Genomic DNA, 17,932 nt, shown 5'->3' on the forward strand with positions numbered 1-17,932 from the left:
ATCAGAGCGATAAATCGGGGTTAAAAAGCCCTGATTTCTTCAAATGGTTTTACTGAGCGCATGACCTGACTGGCCCTTCGCCCGGCACAGCCGGCCTCCCACCAGACTTGTGTTAGTGCTTGATTTACAAGGCAACACAGAGCCCGTGGGAGGCCGGCTGTGCCGGGCGATGGGCCCTGAAGCTCATGCACAAAATCAGCAGAGCTCACAGATTGATCTCTTCCGTAAAGCCGTGAAATGGCTTAAGTGAACAGCATTACGGCACAGCCGGCGGTGCCGGGCGAAGGGCCATTAGCCCTGGCGCGAGTTTCCATAGTACGCTTGCCCCACCCCCCTTAAGGATGAGCCGCCATGCTAGAACTCCGCCCCGGCTGTGAATGCTGTGACTGCGACCTGCCGCCGGCCTCGCCGCTGGCGCGCATCTGTTCGTTCGAGTGCACCTTCTGCGCGCCCTGCGCCGAGCAGGTGCTGCACGGCATCTGCCCGAACTGCGGTGGTGAACTGGTGCCGCGGCCGGTGCGCCCGGCGGCCAAGCTGCTGAACAACCCCGCCTCCACCCAGCGGGTGTTCAAGCCGCAGGGCTGCAGCGCCTGAGCCCGCGCGCCGGCGGCCGCGGGCTCAGCCCAGCGGCTTGAGCTCGCGGATCAACTCGATCAACAGCCGCAACCCCATCGGCAATTGGCGGTGGCTGGAATAATAGAGATGAAACCCCGGCGCCACGCTGGCCCAATCGTCCAGCACCGTGACCACCTCGCCCGCCGCCACCAGCGGCGTGATCGTCGGCTCCGGCGCGTACATCAACCCAGCGCCGTGGCGCAGCAACTCCAGGCCCACCCGGGTTTCGTCGATGGTGATCGCCCCCGGCACGGCGACCGCCACGGCCTGCTCGCCCCGGTCGAACTCCCAGTCGTACATCGCGCCGCTGCCCAGGCGAATGCGCAGGCAGCGGTGTGCATGCAGGTCATTGGGGTGCACCGGCACGCCATAGCGCGCCAGGTAGCCAGGCGCGCCGGCCACCACCCAGCGGATGTCTGGGGTCAGCCGCTGGGCGATCATGTCTTCGGGCACCGTGCCGCCGTAACGGATGCCAGCGTCATGGCCGCCGCCGATCACATCGACGATCAGGTTAGTCACCGTCAGGTCGACCTGGATGTCCGGGTAACGGTCGTTGAACACGGGCAACACCGGCCCCAGCAGCAAGGCGGCGGCATCGCCGGGGGTGTTCAGGCGAATACGCCCGGTGGGCTCGTCGCGAAACCGGTTGAGCACCTCGACCGCGCGGTCCATCTCCTGCATCGGCGCGCTGATGACCTTGTGCAGCTCTTCGCCAGCGGCGGTGAGGGTCACGCTGCGGGTGGTGCGGTTGAGCAGGCGCACCCCGATGCGGGTTTCCAGGCCCTTGATCGCGTGGCTCAGCGCCGAGGCACTGATGCCCACCTCCTGGCCGGCGCGGCTGAAGCTCTGGTGCCGGGCGATGGCGAGGAAGTAGACGAAGTCAGCGAGGTTGGCGCGGCTGAGTTGCATGGGGGGCCTTTGCCGAGGTGGGGGCTGGCCGAGTGTAGCGCGCTTTGCGCTGGCTAATTGATGAGTAATGCTCAGCGAATGATTGAGCCTATCTCAATAGTTACAGGCCCATCATCCGGCACAGCCGGCCTCCCACGGTTTTGTGTAAGTTCTTGATTTACGGGGCAACACAGAACCTGTGGGAGGCCGGCTGTGCCGGGCGATAGGCCCTCAACCCCCTACAAATCCAGCAATAACACCGCCGACTTCGCCCGCGACACACAGGTGGTCAGGTACTCGCCCTTTTCCTGGTCATCGAGTATGTAGTCCAGGTGCTCCACCTCGCCCTGCAGGTAGCGCACCTTGCAGGTACCGCACAGGCCACTCTGGCAGGAGGTTTCCACCGGGTAGCCGGCGTCTTGCAGCACCTGCGCCAGGCTTTCGCCCTGCGCCACCGGCAGTTCCTCGCCGCTGCTCGCGACCCTGGCGATAAAGCCTTCGCCGCTGGCCGGCGCCGGGGCGGTCGGCGCGCTGGGGGCCTTGAAGTGCTCGAAGTGCACGGTGCCCGCGGGCCAGTGCGCGGCGGCCTGCTGGCACGCCTGCATAAAGCCGGCCGGCCCGCAGTAGTACACATGGCTGCCCTCTGGGGCCTCTTGCAAAAAGCCTTTGAGGTCGAAGCTGTTGGCCGGGTCGCCGCCATCAAAATGCAGGTGCACCCTGCCCTGCGCCACCAGCGCCGCCATCTCTTCGCTGAAGGCCGCGAACTGCGGCCCCTTGCAGCAGTAATGCAGTTCGAAATCCGCGCCTTGGGCGTGCAGCGCGTGCATCATCGCCTTCATCGGCGTGACCCCGATGCCGCCAGCCAGCAGCAGCGACCGCCGCGCCTGCGGGTGCAGTTCGAAGTGGTTGCGCGGCAGGCTCACGCGCAGCACCTCACCCACCTGCAGCCGGTGCATCGCCGCCGAGCCGCCGCTGCTGTTCGGGTCGCGCAGCACGCCGATCACATAGCGGTGGGTTTCCAGCGGCGAGTTGCTCAGGGAATACTGCCGCACCTGCCCACCAGGCAGGTGCACGTCGATGTGTGCACCAGCGCTGAAGGGCGGCAGCTCACGCCGCTCGGGGTCGACCAGTTCGTAGGAATGAATGCCCTGGGCTTCCAGGGTCACCCGGCGCACCACCAGTTCGAGGGTGGCCACCGCGGGCTGTTGCAACGCTGTCATCATCAATACCTCGCACCCGGCAGGCGCCCCGCAAGGCGGGGCAACCGCGGCTCATTGTGGTTTGAAGCTCTGCTCCAGGGCCTCGAAGCGCTCGCGCACGAACGCCGCGCGGGCCGCCCCCTTCAAGCCGTCGGCCTGGGTGAGGATCGCCACCGCTTCACGGGCCAGGCGCCGGCGGTTGGCCACCTCCTGCTCGGTGGTCGCGGCGATGGGCATCTCGAACACGTTGCCGGTGCAGTAGCTGTTCGGCTCGCCGTTGAGCTCGCGCAGCCATTGGGCAAAACCCTGGGCGCTGGCGTTGGGGTTGGCGCCGCGCACGGCATCGCGCAGCATCTTGCGAAAGGCATACAGGCCGGCGTCGAACTTGGTCGGGTTTTCCAGCGCGTGCACGGCGATCGGCCGCTGGCTGATGATCGCCTCGTAGTCGCCGGGGGCGTACTGGGCGTCTTTGTAGTCGTGGCGTTCGCGGTGGTGGCTGGGGATCGGCGGTAGGTCTTCGAGCGTGTACTTGCCGAAGCGCTCCGGCCGGCGCATGGCCACCTGGCCTTCGAGAAAATCGATGGTCTCGTAACCGACCTTGCCCTTGTCGCCCACGCCGCGGGTGTCGATGCCCGGGCCCATCACTCGCCAGCCGATCATCTTGCTGTTTTCGTCGTCTACCGGCACCGTCCAGCGGATGATATGAAAGCGGCTGAAGAGTTTTTTCTGCTCGCCGTCTTCAGAGGTGTAGGCGTGCAGGCTGAGGTTGGGCAGTACCTGGTGCTGGATGCGCAGGAACATCCGCTCATCGTTGACCCGCCGCGCCCCGGCGCAGGCCAGGCTGCGGCCCTGGTGCACGGGAATGAACTGCATGTCGGGGGCGACTTCCATCGATGCCGCGCCGACCTCGTCGAAGGTGGTGCCCTGGAAGTTACCGCCCACTACGTTGCGCGCGGCGTGCAACGCCGTGGGGTGGAAGTTGTCGGCGGCGTTGTCTTGCACTTGCAGCCAGTTGCAGTGCTGGAAGTTGCTGTAAGGCACCAACTCATCGCCGTCCATCACGGTGAAGTCCTGCTCCCACTCGGGGAACGGCGGTTCTTCTTCGGGCGGGCCCATGTAGGCGAACACCAGGCCATGGCGCTCGAAGGCCTTGTAGGCGCCCTGGCGGATGGAGCAGGCGTATTTCTCGCCGTCCTTCTCTTCACCGGCCGGGAACGGCACGTGCAGGCAGGCGCCATCGACGTCGAAAACCATGCCGTGGTAGCAGCACTTGATGCCGCGCTCCTGGATGGCGCCGTACTCCAGCGACGCGCCACGGTGCACGCAGTGGGCATGCAACAGGCCAACCCGGCCGCTGCCGTCGCGAAACGCCACCAGCTCCTCGCCCATGATCTTCAAGAAGCGCGGCGTGTCGGTGAGCTCCAGGGCCATGCACACCGGCTGCCAGAAGCGCCGCATGTACTCGCCGTTGGGGGTGCCGGGGCCGGTTTCGGTGAGCTCAGGGTCATGCCCTGGGATTTTGCTGGTGTAGTAGCCACCGTAGGCGATCAGTTTTTTCTGCGCGGGGGCACCGCCGCCGGCGCCACGCTGCTCATCAAGCTTGTCGAGTTTCTCGGTCATGGTGCATTGCCTCGCTTTTTGTTCGGCACAGGCGCTCAGGGTGCGAACGCTGTGGCCCTATTGTTTGAATGCAATGGTGTTGCCCGCCGGGACTGCTGCTCACGGCTTTCTGTATTTTGGTCTCTGTATACAGAGTTCTGAGTCTTGACCTACACTGAGGGCCTGTCAAGGGAAAACCTTGAACCCTCGAGGAGAACGTGGACAATGCGCCTCACCACTGAAGAAGCCGCGGGGCGGCAAGGGCAAGCGATGACGGTCAAGCTCAAACGTGTGCAGTCACGCATCGACTACGTCGACGAGGTGTACGGGGCGCTGCTCGATGCGATCAGCGATGGCTCGATCGCGCCGGGCACGCGCCTGACCCAGGAAGACATCGCCGAGCAGATGCAGGTGTCGCGCTCGCCGGTGCTGCAGGCGCTGCGCTTGTTGAAGAAAGATGGCCTGGTGCAGGACGCACCCGGCCGCGGCGTGCTGGTCACGCCGTTGACGGTCGAGTCGATCAACAACCTGTACCTGATCCGTGGCGCGCTCGACAACCTCGCCGCGAAGCTGGCCGCCGCGCAGCGGGTCACCCTTGACCCCGCGTTGCTGAGCCGGGGCCGGGCGTTGGCCGGCGGCAAGAACATCAAGGCGATGATCGACGCCGACATGGCCTTCCACACGGCGATCTACGACGCCTCCGGCAACCCGCTGATCAGCCAGAGTGCCCAGGTGTACTGGGTGCACCTGCGCCGGGCGATGGGCGCGGTGCTGCAAAGCGCGCGGCAGCGCCAGGCGATCTGGGACGAACACGAGGCGATCGCCCAGGCCATCGCCGCCGGTGACGTGGCCGCCGCCGGCGAACTGACCGACGTGCACACCACCCACGCCCGGCAAAACCTCACCGAGCGCCTGCGCCAGTTGCTCGAGGCCTGAGCACGGCGCAAGCGCCCTGCCCTCAGCGGTTGACCACCGCCTTGGGCAACGACAGGCAAATGCACGCGGCAAACACCAGCGAGCCGGCGATCACGTACAGCGCGAGGTTGGTCGACGCGGTGGCGTCTTTGATCCAGCCGATCATGTACGGGCTGATGAACCCCGCCAGGTTGCCGATCGAGTTGATCATGGCGATCCCCGCCGCGGCCGCCACGCCGCTGAGAAACGCCGGCGGCAGGCACCAGAACTGGCACAGCCCGGTGATGATGCCCATGGTCGCCAGCGACAGGAACACCAACGCCACCATCGGGTTGCCCACGGTGAGCGTGCTCAACACCAGGCCCAGGCCACCGAGCAGCGCCGGCACCGCCGCGTGCCAGCGGCGCTCGCGGTGCTTGTCGGCGCTGCGCCCGGTCAGCACCATCGCCAGGGTGGCGCAGGCGTAGGGGATGGTGGTCAGCAGGGCGACGGTGGGCGTGCTCTGGATGCCTGAGCTTTTGATCAACGACGGCAACCAGAAGCTGATGCCGTACAGCCCCATCATGAAGCCGAAATAGCCCGCGCTCATCACCCACACCCGGCGGTTGCGGAACGCGCCGAACACCGAATGCACCTCGGCCTGGTTGGTTTCCCGGGCGAGGTTCTGCTTGAGGGTGTCTTTGTCCGCCTCGCTCAGCCAGCGCGCGTCGTCGATCTTGTCCTGCAGGTAGAACAGCACCGCGACGCCGGCGATGATCGACGGCAGCGCCTCGAGCAGGAACAACCACTGCCAGGCGGAATACCCATGCCAGCCGTGGGTGGTGGCCATGATCCAGCCCGACAACGGCCCGCCGATCACCCCGGCCATGGGGATGCCGGTCATGAACATCGCGGTGATCTTGCCGCGCCGGGATGGCGGGAACCAGTAGGTGAGGTACAGGATGATCCCGGGGAAGAAGCCCGCCTCGGCCACGCCGAGGAAAAACCGGATCAGGTAGAACATCATCGGCGTTTGCACGAACATCATGCACGCCGAGAGGATCCCCCAGGTGATCATGATGCGGGCGATCCAGCGCCGCGCGCCGACCTTGTGGAGGATCACATTACTCGGCACTTCAAACAGAAAGTAACCGAAAAAGAACACCCCGGCGCCGAGGCCGTACACCGTTTCACTGAACCCCAGTTCATCGAGCATCTGCAACTTGGCAAAGCCCACGTTTACCCGGTCGAGGTAAGCGAATACATAGCACATGAATAAAAACGGGATCAGCCGAAGTGTCACCCGGGCATACAGGTGGGCATCCGCGCTGGTTTTACCCGCGGTATAGGTTGCATCGAGTACATTGGCCATGAGCTCATCTCCGCACGCGTATTGTTATTGTCACGTCGTCGAACGCCAGCGCACACGGCTGGCACAGCCGTGGTATTAGCCAAACAGGTCCGGCTGTTCAGCCACGATCTTGTTGTAGAGCGGTTGGAAGTGCAGCCAGCCGATAAACGGGCTGCCGACGTTTTCCCGGCTGTAGCGGGCCCGCTCGGGGGTGACCAACTGGGGCGTGATGCCGGCGGCCTCGATCAGCAACTGTTGCTGGCAGCAGCGCTCCAGCGCGATGAACCAGAACGCCGCCTCGTCGATGCTGTGGCGGCTGGCGGTGAGCAACCCGTGGTTCTGGTGGATCGCCGCGCGCACGTGCTTGAAGTGGCTGGCCACCGAGTTGCCGGCCTTGGTTTCCACCGCCACAGCGCCGGCCTCGGCGGTGATCACCACGTGGTCTTCGAAGAACACCGCGGCATCCTGGCTGATCGGCGGCAGTTCCCGGCCGGTGGCGGCCCAGGCGCCACCGTAAACGGTGTGGGCGTGGCACATGGCGACGATGTCCGGGTGCTCTTCATGCACCGCCGCGTGCAGCACAAAGCCGGCGCGGTTGATCGCGTAGTCGCCCTCCACCACCTGGCCGTTGTGGTCCGCCAGGATCAGGTTGGAGACCTTCACCTGGGAAAAATGCACGGCCATCGGGTTGGTCCAGTACAGCTCGGGGAATTCCGGGTCGCGCACCGTCAGGTGCCCGGCAAAGCCGTAGTCCAGGCTGTGCGCGGCGAACGCGCGGCAGGCGGCGACCAGGTGTTTTTTCCGATAGTCGCGTTCCTCGTCGAAACTTTTGAAGTCAGGGATTTCCGGAAATATCAAACCGGGTTGTTCCGGTTGATAGAGGGAGATACGGCGTTTGCCGTTTGCAGCAGGCTCGACACGCAAGAGTGGGTCCATGGTATTGACCTCGTTGTTGTTATTAGCGTTTGGGATACTCCGCCCCGGGCGCTGCGTTGACAAACGCAGGGAATTAACCCAAGGTTGAATTTAACTCAGCCTCAGCCGCGGGCTTTGGGAATACAACAATGAGAAAGCTTCCCAACTTTGCTTCGGTCAAAGCCTTCGAAGCCGCCGCCCGGCTGGAAAGTTTTGCCAGCGCCGCCGATGAACTTCACCTGTCGGCGTCGGCGATCAGCCATCAAATTCGCAACCTTGAAATGGCCCTGGGCGTGGAGTTGTTCATCCGCCACCCGCGTTCGGTAGAGCTGACCGCCCAAGGGCGGATGCTCGCCCCTGCCCTGAGCACGGCGCTCGATGGCCTGGAAGCGGCGTTTTCGCCGTGGATGCCCAGCGCTGAACAACTGACCCTGGCGGTGCACTGCGCGCCGAGTTTCGCCGCCAAATGGTTGTCTCCACGGCTGGCCCGGCTGATCAGCGAACCCAACCCGCTGCACATCCGCCTGACCTCCAGCGCCCAACCCCCGGAACTCACCCGCCATGAGGAAATCGACGTGGCGATCACCTACGGCGCGCCGATCGACCGGGTTGGCGTAAGCGTAGATGCCCTGGGCCTGGAAACCATCGCGCCGATGGCCAGCCCGCATGCTTTCGACGAAGGGCAGATGCAGGCGGTGGAGACCCTCAAGGCCGGCGCGCTGATCGACTCGCAGTTGAGCCCGGCCGGCTGGCAGGCGTGGTTCCAGCACGAAGGCTTGGTGGAGGCGCCGGGGCTGCATGGGTTGTCGTTCGACCGCGCGGCGCTGGTGCTGTCGGCGGCCGCCGATGGCTTGGGGATTGCCCTGGAGTCGACCCGCCTGGCCGAAACCGAGCTGCGCAACGGCAGCTTGATCGTGCTGCCGGGCCACAAGCCGCCGCTGCGGCGGGAGATGCATTTTCTCTGTTACCGCACCGCGATGAAGGGCAGCCGGCGGATCGAGCGGTTCAGGGAGTGGATCATGAAACAGATTGCCAGTGGTTGAATGGGAGGGCCCATCGCCCGGCACAGCCGGAGTGCCGGACCACGGCCTCCCACCCGATGAGGTGTAAGTGCTTGATTTACTAGGCAACACAGAACCCGTGGGAGGCCGGCTGTGCCGGGCGAAGGGCCAGTCAGTTCATGCACTCAGTAAAACCACCTGAACAGATCAGTCCCCGGACCTTCAGGCAAACATCTCAGGCTGCTCCTTGGCGATCTTGTCGTACAGCGCCTGAAAATGCAGCCAGCCAATAAACGGGCTGCCCACGTTCTCGCGGCTATACCGGGCGCGCTCCGGGGTGACCAGTTTCGGCGTGATGCCACTGGCCTCGATCATCAACTGCTGCTGGCAGCAGCGCTCCAGCGCGATGAACCAGAACGCCGCTTCATCGATGCTGTGGCGGCTGGCGGTGAGCAGCCCGTGGTTCTGGTGGATGGCTGCGCGCACGTTCTTGAACGAGCCACACACGGAGTTGCCCGCTTGGGTCTCCACCGCCACCGCGCCGGCCTCGGCGGTGATCACCACGTGGTCCTCGAAAAACACCGCGGCATCCTGGCTGATCGGTGGCAGCGGCCGGCCGGTGGCCGCCCAGGCGCCGCCGTACACGGTGTGCGCATGGCACATGGCGAGGATGTCGGGGTGGGCTTCATGCACCGCCGCGTGCAGCACGAAACCCGCGCGGTTGATCGCGTAGTCGCCTTCGACCACCTTGCCGGCGTGGTCGGCGAGGATCAGGTTCGAGAGCTTCACCTGGGAGAAGTGCACGCACATCGGGTTGGTCCAGTACAGCTCGGGAAACTCCGGGTCGCGCACGGTGAGGTGGCCGGCAAAGCCGTAGTCCAACTGGTGCTCGGCAAAGGCCCGGCAGGCCGCCACCAGGTGCTTCTTGCGGTACTGGCGCTCTTCTTCGAAGCTGCTGAACGCGGGTATTTCCGGGAAGATCAAGCCGTCCTGCTCAGGCTGGTAAATCGACACACGCGGCTTGCCCGTGCTGGAGGGTTGCAGCTTCAGGACCGTTTCCATAACGCCACCTTTTCAGGATTGTGAGGGGTAGCGTTATGGTTGCCCTGAGGCGCAGGCCTTACAAACGAAGGGTTTTCAACCCAGGCTCAAGAAAATTCAGCCTTCGCCAGGGTTGGCCTACACCGCCCGCGCGATCGCCTTGCCGAGCAACTCCAGGCCCAGGTCGATTTCACTGTCGCTGACCGTCAGCGGCGGCGCGATGCGGAACACCCCGCCCATGCCGGGCAACTGCACGATGTTCATGCTCAGGCCAAGGTTCATGCACTCACGGGTGATGCTCGCGCCCAGCTCCGAAGCCGGCTGCTTGCTGTGCCGGTCGGCAACGATTTCCATGCCCAGCAGCAGGCCGCGGCCACGCACATCGCCAATGCACTCGAAGCGCCCCTGCAGCGCGCGCAGGCCGGCCTCGAGGCGCGCGCCGGCGGTGTGCGCGCGGGCCACCAGGCCGTCGCGCTGTACCACCTCAAGCACCTTCAGGCCCACCGCGGCGGGCAGCGGGTCAGACACGTGGGTGGTGTAGAACAGGAAGCCACGCTCATGGCACAGCTGCTCGATCGCCGTGCTGGTGATCACCGCCGACAGCGGCAGCCCGGCGCCGAGGGTTTTCGACAGGGTGAGGATGTCGGGCACCACGCCGTCGCGCTCGAAGGCGTACATCAGGCCGGTGCGGCCCACGCCGGTTTGCGCCTCGTCGAGAATCAACAGCATGCCGCGTTCTTCGCACTTGCGCTTGAGCGCGGCCAGGTAGCCCAACGGCAACTCGATCAACCCGCCAGAGCTCAGGATCGGCTCGGCGATGAACGCCGCCAGGCTGCCGCTGGACTGCCGGTCGAGCAGGTCGAAGGCGTAGTCGAGTTCGCCCTGCCAGTCTATTTCGCCGTTTTTTTCGAAGCGTGGGCGGTACGGGTACGGCGCCGGGATCGCGAACGAGCCCACTGCCGCCGGGCCATAGCCCTTGCGCCCGGCGCTGTAGGTGGCCGACGCGGCGCCACCGGTCATGCCGTGCCAGGACTGGGCGAAACTGACCACCTCGTATTTGCCAGTGGCCAGTTTGGCCATCTTGATCGCCGCTTCGTTGGCCTCGCCGCCGGTGCTGAGGAACATGCTGCGCGACAGGCCCGGCGGTAAGGTCTGCGCCAGGGCACTGGCCAGGCCCACCACCGGGCGGGTGAGCATGCCGCTGAACAAGTGGTCGAGGTGCTGGATGTGCTGCTGCACCACTTCGCAGATTTCCGGGTGGCCATGGCCGAGCAAGGCGCTCATCTGCCCGGAGGTGAAGTCGAGGATCGGCTGCTGGTCGGCGTCATAGACGAAGCTGCCCTTGGCCCGCTCGATGATCCGCGGCTCGAAGCTGCCGCCGTAGCGGATCAAGTGCTGCTGGGCGTTTTGCCAGAACATCGGTTCCTGGTTATTCGACACGGCGGTTCTCCAAGGCGTGGGTTGCGATGGGCTTGAGTGTAGAAAGTTGACGCCCCCAAGAAAAACTAATACTTCTTATGGCAAACCCTGGCCTGGCTTATACCTTGAGCACTTACCTCGACTTCGAGTTGCTGCGCACCTTCGTGATCATCGCCGAAACCGGCGCGCTAAGCCGCGCCGCCGAGCGCGTGGGGCGCACCCAGGCGGCCATCAGCATGCAGGTCAAGCGCCTGGAACAAACCACCCGCCAGCCGTTGTTGCTGCGCGGGGGCCGTGGCGTGGCGCTGACCGCCCATGGCGAGCGGCTGTTGCTGCATGCGCAGAAGATTCTCCGTGCCCACGACGAGGCCCTGGCCGACCTCTCCGGGCAAGGCCTGGCCGGCACCCTGCGGCTTGGCTGCCCAGACGATTACGCCACGGTGTTCCTGCCGCCGCTGCTGCGTGGCTTTGCCGCGCGCCACCCGCAGGTGCTGGTGGAGGTGTACTGCGCGCCCACGCCGCGGCTGCTGGAGCGCATGGGCAGCCATGCGCTGGACCTGGCGATCATCTCGCTGGCCGAAACCGCCGTCCAGGACGAGGTGATTCGCTATGAGCCGCTGGTGTGGGTGGGCGCGCGCGGCAGCGATGCGGCGGCGATGCAGCCGCTGCAACTGGCGCTGGCCGCCGCCGACACCCTCGACCACCAGGCCGCCGTGGCCAGCCTGAACGCCGCCGGCCGGCCCTACCGGCTGGCCTACGCCAGCCACAGCCTGGCCGGGTTGATCGCGGTGGTGAGGTCGGGCCAGGCCATCGCCGTGCTCACCCACACCGCGGTGCCCGACGACCTCCAGGTGCTGCCCAGCGGCAGCGGCCTGCCCGCCTTGCCACGGGTGGCGATCGGCGTGAAAACCGCCCCGCGCAAGCCCTCGGCGCTGGTGAGCGCGCTGAGTGAGCACATTTGCCTGGCCTTGCCTGACCTCTAGGGCCCATCGCCCGGCACAGCCGGCCTCCCACGGGTTCTATTTCTCCCAGTAAATCAGTGACTTACATAATTCTGGTGGGAGGCCGGCTGTGCCGGGCGAGAGGCCCTCAACCCCTGCACATAACCCCCAGGCAGCCCCTTATGCCAATTTACCAGCACCCCAACCCCCTCCAATCTGCCTACCCTCGCCCACCACCCACCACCGTGTACCGCGCTTATGCCCACCCCAGCACAACCCCGCAAAACCCTCAAACTCGGCGCCGTGCTGGTCGGCGTCGGCGATGCCTCGGCCAGTGAACTGTGGCGCGATGAAGGCGTGCCGCTAGACGCCAGCGTGAACCTCAAGTGGTACGTGCAGCAGGCCCGCGAGGCCGAGGCCGCGCGCTTCGACTTTCTCTTCATCGTCGATAGCCAGTACATCACCAGCGCCTACCCGCACCATCACCTGAACCGCTTCGAACCCCTCACGCTGCTCTCGGCGCTGGCCACCAGCACCGCGCGCATCGGCCTGATCGCCACCGTCAGCACCACCTACGGCGAACCCTTCGACACCGCGCGGCGGCTGGCGTCGCTCGACCTGCTCAGCGATGGCCGGGCCGGCTGGAACATCGTCACCAGCCAGGACGCTGGCACCGCCGGCAACTTCAGCCGCGCCGAGCATGGCGACTATCAAACCCGTTACCGCCGCGCCGCCGAGGCCGTCGAGGTGGTCACCGGCCTGTGGAACTCCTACGAAACCGGCGCCTTCGCCAGCAGCCGGCAGGCGCCGGAATTCCTCGACAAAACCAAGCTGCACAGCCTCGACCACGAGGGCGAGTTCTACCGCGTCAAAGGCCCGCTGAACATCTTCCGCTCGCGCCAGGGCCAGCCGCCGCTGGTGCAGGCCGGCACCTCGCCCGAGGGCCGCGACTTGAGCGCGCGTGTGGCCGACATCGTCTTCAGCTTCGCCAGGACCCCCGCCGAATCTCTCGAACTGGCCGCCGACGTGCGCCGCCGCGCCCAAGCCTACGGGCGTAACCTCGATGAGTTGCTGTTCATGCCGGCACTGAACGTGGTGCTGGCCAACACCCAGGCAGAAGCCGAGCAGATCGAGGCGCAGCGCGCGGCCAAGCTCAGCCTGGAGAAAATGCACCAGGCGCTGTCGCGCCAATACAACGGCCATGATTTTCGCCACTACCCGCTGGACGAACCCTTCCCGCAGGTCGATGCGGCCGACGCGGCGGCGGGGCTCAGCCAGTTCCGCGACGAGATCGAACACGGCCGCCAGCGCGGGCAGACCCTGCGGCAGGTGTTGTACTCATTGCAAACCCCGTGGCTACGGCTGGTGGGCACGCCTGAATACGTGGCCGAGCAGATCAGCCAATGGCACGCCAGCGGCGCCGCCGACGGCTTCAACCTGTTCGTGCACCACCCACAGGACTGGCTGCGTTTTCGTCAGCAGGTAGTGCCGCTGCTGCGCGCGCGCGGGTTGCTCAGCGAGGACTATGAAGGCGCGACCTTGCGCGAACACCTGGGCTTGAGCGTGCCCGAACACCGCGCGAGGGGCGGGGAGGCGCTTCGCCCAGGCCCGCGGCCTGGGCAAGCTCGCGGCTAGGTGATTTTCCCGGCGCTGGTGGGCGCCGCGGCCTCTGCCGGCGCGCCCTGGGGCTGGCTGGCGGCGTGCAGTTCGCGCCGCGCCTGCTGCAGGTCGAAGGCGTTGTCCCACTTGGCGATGGCGATGGTGCCGATGCCATTGCCAATCAGGTTGGTGACGGCCCGCGCCTCGTTGAGGAAACGATCAATGCCCAACAGCAACACCAGGCCCACCAGCGGGATGCTGTGAATCGTGGTCAAGGTGGCGGCGAGGGTCACGAAACCCGCCCCGGCGACCCCGGCGGAGCCTTTGGAGGTGAGCAGCAGCACCCCGAGCAGCACGCATTGGTCCATCAGCGCCAACGGGGTATTGGTCGCCTGCGCCACGAACACCGCGGCCATGGTCAGGTAGATGCAGGTGCCGTCGGCGTTGAAGGTGTAGCCGGTGGGCAACACCATGCCGACCACGGACTTCTCGCAGCCGAGCTTCTCCAGCTTGGCCATCATCCGCGGCAGCACCGCCTCGGTCGAACAGGTGCCCAGGGTGATGAGGATTTCATCCTTGAAATAGCGCAAGAACTGCAACAACGGCAACCCCGACCACCTCGCCACCGCCCCCAGCACCACCAGGATGAACAGCAGCGTGGTCACGTACAGCGCCACCAGCAAATGCCCCAGCGACAGCAACGTGCCAATGCCGTACTTGCCGATGGTGAACGCCATGCCGGCGCCCGCGCCCAGTGGGGCCAGGCGCATGACCATCGCGACGATCCGGAACAGCCCCTGCAGCAGCAGGTCGATCACGTTGATCAACGGCTTGCTGACGCTGCCCATCTGCACCAGCGCGACCCCCATCAAGACCGAGAGCAGGATCACCTGCAGCATCGAGCCCTTGGCGAACGCATCGACGAAAGTGTTGGGGATGATGTTCAGGAAGAACTCGACGGTACCGCCCTGCTCCTGGGCCACCTGGCTGTACTTGCTGATCGCGCTGCCATCGAGGCTGGCGGAATTGATGTTCATGCCCACGCCAGGCTTCATCAGGTTGACCACCACCAGCCCGATCACCAGGGCAATGGTCGACAGCACCTCGAAGTACAGCAGCGCCTTGACGCCAATCCGCCCGACCTCCTTGATGTTGCCCATCTTGGCGATGCCCACCACCACGGTGCCGAAAATGATCGGCGCCAGCAGCATCTTGATCAGTTTGATGAAGCCATCGGCCAGTGGCTGCAACTGGGCGGCGAAGGCCGGTTGCAGGTAACCGAGGATCGCACCGAGCAGGATGCCGATCAGCACCTGCACATAGAGCTGGCCGTACCAGCGGGAACGGGACTGTTGCATCTGTCGCACCTCATGTTGTTCTTGTAGGGAGGGCTTGGCAAAACAGGGCGCGGGCGGCCGCGCTCAAGGCACGGCCGCCGGGGCCTTAACCTTCGCCGAGTTCACGCATCACGCGGTACAGCGCGGCCTTGGCCTCGAAGCCGACGCCGGGGATGTCGGGCAGGCCGACGTAGCCGTTTTCCACCCGGATGCCATCGGCGAAGCCGCCAAACGGCTGGAACACATCCGGGTAGGATTCATTGCCGCCCAGGTGCAGGCCGGCGGCGATGTTCAGCGACATCTGGTGGCCGCCATGGGGCACCACGCGGCGCGAAGACCAGCCCAGTTCCTGCATCACCTCGAGCGTGCGCAGATACTCCACCAGCCCGTAGGACAACGCGCAGTCGAACTGCAGGAAATCGCGGTCCGGGCGCATGCCGCCGTGGCGCAGCAGGTTGCGCGCGTCCTGGTGGGAGAACAGGTTTTCGCCGGTGGCCATGGGCCGGTCGTAGTGGTTGGCCAACTCCGCCTGCAACGCGTAGTCGAGGGGGTCGCCGGCTTCTTCGTACCAGAACAGGTCATAGGGCTTGAGCGCTTCGGCGTAGGCGATGGCGGTTTTCAGGTCGAAGCGGCCGTTGGCATCGACCGCCAGGCGCTTGCCGCTGCCCACCACCTCCAGCACCGCCTCGATCCGCGACAGGTCTTCGGCCAGGGGCACCGCGCCGATCTTCATCTTCACCACCTCATAGCCGCGGTCGAGGTAGCCTTGCATCTCGGCCTTGAGCTGGGAGTGGTCCTTGCCTGGGTAGTAGTAGCCGCCCGCGGCGTACACCCAGACCTTGTCATCGGCCACGCCATCGCGGTAGCGGTCGGCCAGCAGGCGATACAGCGGCTTGCCTTCGATCTTCGCCACGGCATCCCACACCGCCATGTCGATCGTGCCCACGGCCACCGAGCGTTCACCGTGGCCGCCAGGCTTCTCGTTGGTCATCAGGGTTTTCCAGATGGCGAACGGGTCGAGGTTGTCGTGGGCGTGGTCGATCAGCGACTCGGGCTTGGCTTCGCTGACCCGCGCCAGAAACCGGTCTCGCATCAGCGCGCCTTGGCCATAGCGGCCGTTGGAGTTGAAGCCATACCCCACCACGGGTTTGCCGTCGCGGATCACGTCGGTGACCACCGCGACCACCGAGCAGGTCATCTTGGAAAAGTCGATGTAGGCGTTGGCGATGGGCGAGGCGATGGAGACGGTTTTCTCGCGGATGTCGACGATGCGCATGGCAGCTTCCTCTTGTTGTGAGGGCTTCACGGTAGGCCGCGGCGGCACTGGCGCATAATGCTGTTATCGGCGCGGGCAATGCCGAAACGGCATTACAGATGGCCCGCCAGGCCCGATACTCTGGGGGCCGTTGAGGAGAACGCGAATGGAACTGGTGTGGCTCGAAGACTTCGTGGCGCTGGCCGAACACGGCGGGTTCATCCGCGCGGCGCAAGCCCGGCATGTGACGCAGCCGGCATTCAGCCGGCGAATCCGCGCGCTGGAGCAGTGGATGGGCGTGGCGTTGTTCGTGCGCACCGCCCAGGGCGCTACCCTGACCCCGGCCGGGGCCCACGTATTGCTGAGCATCCAGGACGCCGCCACGCGGCTTTACCGCATCCGCGACGAGGCCCGCGAGGTGGCCGGCGCAGCGGCCAAGAGCCTGCGCTTCGCCGCTACCCACTCGTTGTCGTTCACGTTCTTCCCGCGGTGGATCCGCGAGGCGGGCAAGGGCGCGCCGATCCAGGCGGTGCAGTTGCAGTCCGACAGCATGGCCGAATGCGAGCGCATGCTCAGCCACGGCAAGGTGCAGTTCCTGCTGTGCCACCGCCACCCGCAGGTGCCGCCGCTACTGCCCGCCGGGCACTACATCAGCAAAGCCGTGGGCAGCGACACGCTGATCCCGCTGATGGGCGCCGGGCTGGCGTTTACCGGCGAGCTCAGCACCCTGCCCTACCTGGCCTACACCAAGGCGTCCGGCCTGGGCCGGATCGTCGCCCACCACCTGAAGGGCAACCCGCAGTTCAACGCGCTGCAGCCCAGCTTCAGCAGCCACCTGGCCGCCGTGCTGACCTCCATCGCGCTGGAAAACAAAGGCGTGGCCTGGCTACCGCAAAGCCTGACCGAACAGGAATGCGCCGACCAGCGGCTGGTGCGCGCGCTGGATGAGGGCTGGGATATACCGCTGCAGGTGCATTTGACCCGCCCGGTGGCGCCCCTCACGCCGTTTGCCGAGGCGTTTTGGGCGGGGCTTGGGTAGCTTGTGCCGGGTTTCAGGGCCTCTCGCCTTTGTCGATGGCATAGACCAGGCTTTGCGGTTGGCCGGGCACATCGTCGAGGCTGCCGCAGCGCCGCAGGCCGAGTTTCTCCAGCACGCGGATAGACGCCGCGTGCCCGGGCCGGACCAGTGCCCAAACCCGTTCGATGCCCGGCGTGGCGAAGGCGCTGCGCAGCGCCAATTGGCCGAGTTCGGTGGCATAGCCCTGCCCCCAGGCTTCAGGGGCGAAGCGGTAGCCGAGGTTCAGCCGCGCTTCATCCAGGTAGTCGTGGTAGGCCACGCCGCCGAACCCGATCAGCTCATCGGGCGCCGCCGCCAGCGCCACCGCCCACCAGCCGTAGCCGAGCCGTTGCCAGTGTTCCAGCCAACTGGCCAGCAGCGCGTCGGCCTCCCTCCGGCTGGCCATCGGGCCGGCCGGGTTGAACTGCTGGGTGCGTGGGTCGCTGTAAATGTTGAACAGGCGCGGGGCATCGCTGGCCAGGGGTGGGCGGCAGATCAGGCGTGGGTGGGTCATGGGCAGGGTGAATATCATGTGGCCGGGGTTCGGTGAACGCTACCTAACACGCGGGCGTGCCTGCAAGCAGGGGCCCTCGCCCGGCACAGCCGGGATGTTGTTCACTTAAGCGATTTCAGGGCTTCATGGAGGGGATCAATCTGTGAGCTCTGCAGAATTTGTGCATGAGCTTCAGGGCCTATCGCCCGGCACAGCCGGCCTCCCACCAGATGTGTGCTAGTGCTTGATTTACAAGGCAACACAGACCCCGTGGGAGGCCGGCTGTGCCGGGCGATAGGCCGGGCAGCCCGGCTACCCCCCCACCCGT

The 17,932-nt window shown here is 65.7% G+C and carries 16 protein-coding genes; 6 read left to right on the forward strand and 10 right to left on the reverse strand.

Translation table 11 applies throughout. From position 1 onward, the window contains the following. Positions 1-351: 351 nt before the first annotated feature. Positions 352-594 carry a DUF1272 domain-containing protein gene (locus ACFZCE_RS20085; protein ID WP_390942231.1) on the forward strand — a complete coding sequence of 81 codons (243 nt, stop codon included), beginning with the start codon at positions 352-354 and terminating at the stop codon, positions 592-594. A 24-nt stretch (positions 595-618) separates the two neighbouring features. On the opposite strand, the gene ACFZCE_RS20090 is transcribed toward ACFZCE_RS20085, so the two are convergent. The 3 genes from ACFZCE_RS20090 to ACFZCE_RS20100 all read right to left on the reverse strand — a co-directional run bounded on the left by ACFZCE_RS20090 (position 619) and on the right by ACFZCE_RS20100 (position 4,322). After that, entirely contained in the window at positions 619-1,524 is a 906-nt protein-coding gene (locus ACFZCE_RS20090) for a LysR substrate-binding domain-containing protein (protein WP_390942233.1), read from the reverse strand. Between the two features lie 218 nt (positions 1,525-1,742). Continuing rightward, complete coding sequence (locus ACFZCE_RS20095; RefSeq protein ID WP_390942235.1) at positions 1,743-2,723, reverse strand: 2Fe-2S iron-sulfur cluster-binding protein; 981 nt, start codon at positions 2,721-2,723, stop codon at positions 1,743-1,745. A gap of 51 nt (positions 2,724-2,774) precedes the next feature. After that, the gene (locus ACFZCE_RS20100; protein WP_390942237.1) at positions 2,775-4,322 is read right to left on the reverse strand and encodes a Rieske 2Fe-2S domain-containing protein; all 1,548 of its coding nucleotides are present in this window, start codon (positions 4,320-4,322) and stop codon (positions 2,775-2,777) included. A gap of 204 nt (positions 4,323-4,526) precedes the next feature. Here ACFZCE_RS20100 and ACFZCE_RS20105 point away from each other — a divergent pair, with 204 nt between their 5' ends. Next, positions 4,527-5,237, forward strand: coding sequence for an FCD domain-containing protein (locus tag ACFZCE_RS20105; RefSeq protein WP_390942239.1), 711 nt, complete (start codon positions 4,527-4,529; stop codon positions 5,235-5,237). A 22-nt stretch (positions 5,238-5,259) separates the two neighbouring features. On the opposite strand, the gene ACFZCE_RS20110 is transcribed toward ACFZCE_RS20105, so the two are convergent. Together ACFZCE_RS20110 and ACFZCE_RS20115 are read right to left on the reverse strand one after the other, a co-directional pair. Next, positions 5,260-6,567 carry an MFS transporter gene (locus ACFZCE_RS20110; RefSeq protein ID WP_390942241.1) on the reverse strand — a complete coding sequence of 436 codons (1,308 nt, stop codon included), beginning with the start codon at positions 6,565-6,567 and terminating at the stop codon, positions 5,260-5,262. Positions 6,568-6,642: 75 nt separating this feature from the next. Beyond that, positions 6,643-7,482 (reverse strand): class II aldolase/adducin family protein, encoded by an 840-nt coding sequence (locus ACFZCE_RS20115; protein ID WP_390942243.1) that lies wholly within the window; start codon positions 7,480-7,482, stop codon positions 6,643-6,645. A 128-nt stretch (positions 7,483-7,610) separates the two neighbouring features. Between ACFZCE_RS20115 and ACFZCE_RS20120 the strand changes: the two genes are divergently transcribed. Further along, positions 7,611-8,504 carry a LysR substrate-binding domain-containing protein gene (locus ACFZCE_RS20120; RefSeq protein ID WP_390942245.1) on the forward strand — a complete coding sequence of 298 codons (894 nt, stop codon included), beginning with the start codon at positions 7,611-7,613 and terminating at the stop codon, positions 8,502-8,504. Positions 8,505-8,684: 180 nt separating this feature from the next. Here ACFZCE_RS20120 and ACFZCE_RS20125 read toward each other — a convergent pair whose 3' ends face one another. Both ACFZCE_RS20125 and ACFZCE_RS20130 read right to left on the reverse strand, forming a co-directional pair. After that, positions 8,685-9,524, reverse strand: coding sequence for a class II aldolase/adducin family protein (locus ACFZCE_RS20125; protein WP_390942247.1), 840 nt, complete (start codon positions 9,522-9,524; stop codon positions 8,685-8,687). A 117-nt stretch (positions 9,525-9,641) separates the two neighbouring features. Next, positions 9,642-10,943, reverse strand: coding sequence for an aminotransferase class III-fold pyridoxal phosphate-dependent enzyme (locus tag ACFZCE_RS20130; RefSeq protein WP_390942249.1), 1,302 nt, complete (start codon positions 10,941-10,943; stop codon positions 9,642-9,644). Between the two features lie 77 nt (positions 10,944-11,020). Between ACFZCE_RS20130 and ACFZCE_RS20135 the strand changes: the two genes are divergently transcribed. Then, positions 11,021-11,905 carry a LysR substrate-binding domain-containing protein gene (locus ACFZCE_RS20135; protein WP_390942251.1) on the forward strand — a complete coding sequence of 295 codons (885 nt, stop codon included), beginning with the start codon at positions 11,021-11,023 and terminating at the stop codon, positions 11,903-11,905. A gap of 216 nt (positions 11,906-12,121) precedes the next feature. After that, positions 12,122-13,498 carry an NtaA/DmoA family FMN-dependent monooxygenase gene (locus ACFZCE_RS20140; RefSeq protein ID WP_390942253.1) on the forward strand — a complete coding sequence of 459 codons (1,377 nt, stop codon included), beginning with the start codon at positions 12,122-12,124 and terminating at the stop codon, positions 13,496-13,498. Here ACFZCE_RS20140 and dctA read toward each other — a convergent pair. Further along, complete coding sequence (gene dctA / locus ACFZCE_RS20145; protein ID WP_390942255.1) at positions 13,495-14,820, reverse strand: C4-dicarboxylate transporter DctA; 1,326 nt, start codon at positions 14,818-14,820, stop codon at positions 13,495-13,497. The two genes, ACFZCE_RS20140 and dctA, sit on opposite strands and share 4 nt — an antisense overlap. An 85-nt stretch (positions 14,821-14,905) precedes the next feature. After that, a complete protein-coding gene (locus ACFZCE_RS20150; RefSeq protein WP_390942257.1) occupies positions 14,906-16,075 on the reverse strand; it encodes an enolase C-terminal domain-like protein in 1,170 nt (389 codons plus the stop codon). 145 nt (positions 16,076-16,220) lie between these two features. Between ACFZCE_RS20150 and ACFZCE_RS20155 the strand changes: the two genes are divergently transcribed. Further along, the gene (locus tag ACFZCE_RS20155; RefSeq protein WP_390942259.1) at positions 16,221-17,093 is read left to right on the forward strand and encodes a LysR family transcriptional regulator; all 873 of its coding nucleotides are present in this window, start codon (positions 16,221-16,223) and stop codon (positions 17,091-17,093) included. A 13-nt stretch (positions 17,094-17,106) separates the two neighbouring features. On the opposite strand, the gene ACFZCE_RS20160 is transcribed toward ACFZCE_RS20155, so the two are convergent. Further along, on the reverse strand, positions 17,107-17,643 hold the full coding sequence (locus ACFZCE_RS20160) for a GNAT family N-acetyltransferase (RefSeq protein ID WP_390942261.1): 537 nt from the start codon (positions 17,641-17,643) through the stop codon (positions 17,107-17,109). Positions 17,644-17,932 lie beyond the last annotated feature (289 nt).

The sequence above is a fragment of the Pseudomonas sp. NPDC007930 genome (assembly GCF_042958985.1).
Classification (GTDB): domain Bacteria; phylum Pseudomonadota; class Gammaproteobacteria; order Pseudomonadales; family Pseudomonadaceae; genus Aquipseudomonas.

Bases quoted from the DNA above. Each gene is read 5' to 3' on its own strand.
- ACFZCE_RS20085 (WP_390942231.1), top strand. From the start codon at position 352: ATGCTAGAACTCCGCCCCGGCTGTGAATGCTGTGACTGCGACCTGCCG.
- ACFZCE_RS20090 (WP_390942233.1), bottom strand. From the start codon at position 1,524: ATGCAACTCAGCCGCGCCAACCTCGCTGACTTCGTCTACTTCCTCGCC.
- ACFZCE_RS20095 (WP_390942235.1), bottom strand. From the start codon at position 2,723: ATGACAGCGTTGCAACAGCCCGCGGTGGCCACCCTCGAACTGGTGGTG.
- ACFZCE_RS20100 (WP_390942237.1), bottom strand. From the start codon at position 4,322: ATGACCGAGAAACTCGACAAGCTTGATGAGCAGCGTGGCGCCGGCGGC.
- ACFZCE_RS20105 (WP_390942239.1), top strand. From the start codon at position 4,527: ATGCGCCTCACCACTGAAGAAGCCGCGGGGCGGCAAGGGCAAGCGATG.
- ACFZCE_RS20110 (WP_390942241.1), bottom strand. From the start codon at position 6,567: ATGGCCAATGTACTCGATGCAACCTATACCGCGGGTAAAACCAGCGCG.
- ACFZCE_RS20115 (WP_390942243.1), bottom strand. From the start codon at position 7,482: ATGGACCCACTCTTGCGTGTCGAGCCTGCTGCAAACGGCAAACGCCGT.
- ACFZCE_RS20120 (WP_390942245.1), top strand. From the start codon at position 7,611: ATGAGAAAGCTTCCCAACTTTGCTTCGGTCAAAGCCTTCGAAGCCGCC.
- ACFZCE_RS20125 (WP_390942247.1), bottom strand. From the start codon at position 9,524: ATGGAAACGGTCCTGAAGCTGCAACCCTCCAGCACGGGCAAGCCGCGT.
- ACFZCE_RS20135 (WP_390942251.1), top strand. From the start codon at position 11,021: ATGGCAAACCCTGGCCTGGCTTATACCTTGAGCACTTACCTCGACTTC.
- ACFZCE_RS20140 (WP_390942253.1), top strand. From the start codon at position 12,122: ATGCCCACCCCAGCACAACCCCGCAAAACCCTCAAACTCGGCGCCGTG.
- dctA (WP_390942255.1), bottom strand. From the start codon at position 14,820: ATGCAACAGTCCCGTTCCCGCTGGTACGGCCAGCTCTATGTGCAGGTG.
- ACFZCE_RS20150 (WP_390942257.1), bottom strand. From the start codon at position 16,075: ATGCGCATCGTCGACATCCGCGAGAAAACCGTCTCCATCGCCTCGCCC.
- ACFZCE_RS20155 (WP_390942259.1), top strand. From the start codon at position 16,221: ATGGAACTGGTGTGGCTCGAAGACTTCGTGGCGCTGGCCGAACACGGC.
- ACFZCE_RS20160 (WP_390942261.1), bottom strand. From the start codon at position 17,643: ATGATATTCACCCTGCCCATGACCCACCCACGCCTGATCTGCCGCCCA.